Raw genomic sequence first — 1,520 nt, forward strand, 5'->3', positions numbered from 1 at the left:
CATCCATCGACAGCTGCGTCAGACTGCGCGCTTCAAGAACGATCTGGACACCCGCGACGAACACGTCGTCACCCTCATCGCCGACCATGACGTCATCGCCTGCACCGCCGGCAAGCGTATCGTGGCCGGTGCCGCCGTCCAGCACGTCGTTACCCGCATCTCCCGACAGGACATCGTCTCCGGCTTCGCCGAACAGTCGGTCGTCGCCGTCACCGCCGGACAGAATGTCGTGTCCCTCGCCGCCCATCAGGCTGTCGCGTCCGGCCTCGCCGAACAGCATGTCGTTGCCGGCGTCCCCGAACAAGACATCGTCGCCCTCGCCGCCGAAAATGCGGTCATGGCCGTCACCGCCGTGAATGACATCCCGGCCGTCGCCACCGATCAGCACGTCGTCACCCAGGCCACCGAAGATCAGGTCGTCGCCTTCGCGGCCGTAAACCGTATCGTTACCGGCGCCGGCATCGATCAGATCCTTGCCCGGTGTGCCGAGGAGAATATCGTCTTCATCTGTTCCGGTAATTTCTGTGTCGGCATGCGCAAGCAAATCGAGAAAGCCCTGGCCCTGAACCGACGCTTTGCCGTCGCTCAGCGTAAAGGTGAGCGTGACGAGCCCCTGGCTGTCGCGCTCGGGCACATAGATCCATGCATCGCTGCCATAGGCGCGGATCTCGCCCGATGTCGCACGGATGGCAGAGATCGTCAGCGGATCGCCGTCCGGATCCACGGCCGCGCGTGCAAGATCGGCCCACATCAGAAGCATCGAGAGATTGACGAGGCCAGTTCCGAGATAGATTGGCCCACGGGACAAGGGGGCACGATTGGCCGGCGCCGGCGGATTCCCCGACGAGCCTCCATTCGAGGAGCCCCCGCTGGACGATCCGGCACCTGGCAGGCCCTCGTCATCCGGTGCATCACTGCTGTCGCCTGCCGCCTGACCGCTGGCGGGGGCCTCGTTTGCTGCCCGTGGCAGGCTGAAGCCGGAGAACTTCGGCTTGGCCACGCTCGGCGCCACGAAGCGGAAACCGTTGGCTGCGACATCGATGGTGACACCCTGGAACGGGCGTCCGGCATAGTCGCCTTCGAGCATGAAATCCTGGGCGTTGAAACGGATAGAGGAATAGAGCCGGCGCGGTGGCTCGATCTGCTCGACCACGTCCTCGTAAGCCCGCTGGATCTCCTGCCAGAAGGCGGCGATGTCCAGCCCGGCCGCAGGCGCATTCTCGACCGGTGCTGACGTGCCGTCGTCGAGCGCCACGGATTTATGGTCGTCCGGGGCTTGCGCATTGGGCGCCGGATTGACGATCTCGCGCAGCCGCCCGAGATAGGCGCCGAGCCCCATGGAGAGCACGGCGAAGATGCCCGGTGACCACAGCGTGCGGTCCTGAACTTCGGGAAGCGCAAACTTGCGCGCCGGCGCCTTGGCCGACTGGGCGTCGCCTTGGCCGAGTTTCAAGGCTTCTTCATGATCGTTCGTGAAAGGCTCATGGCGATCACTCCGCAGCAACTGAGAGCGTCCGGGA

Annotated in this window: 1 protein-coding gene; it reads right to left on the minus strand. The window is 64.8% G+C overall.

The window, feature by feature from the left end; genetic code table 11:
• A partial coding sequence (locus QWE_RS24545) for a calcium-binding protein (protein WP_167539714.1) occupies positions 1 to 1,453 on the minus strand: 1,453 nt, incomplete at its 3' end.
• Between the last annotated feature and the right edge of the window lie 67 nt (positions 1,454 to 1,520).

Source organism: Agrobacterium albertimagni AOL15 (assembly GCF_000300855.1).
Classification (GTDB): Bacteria; Pseudomonadota; Alphaproteobacteria; order Rhizobiales; family Rhizobiaceae; genus Allorhizobium; species Allorhizobium albertimagni.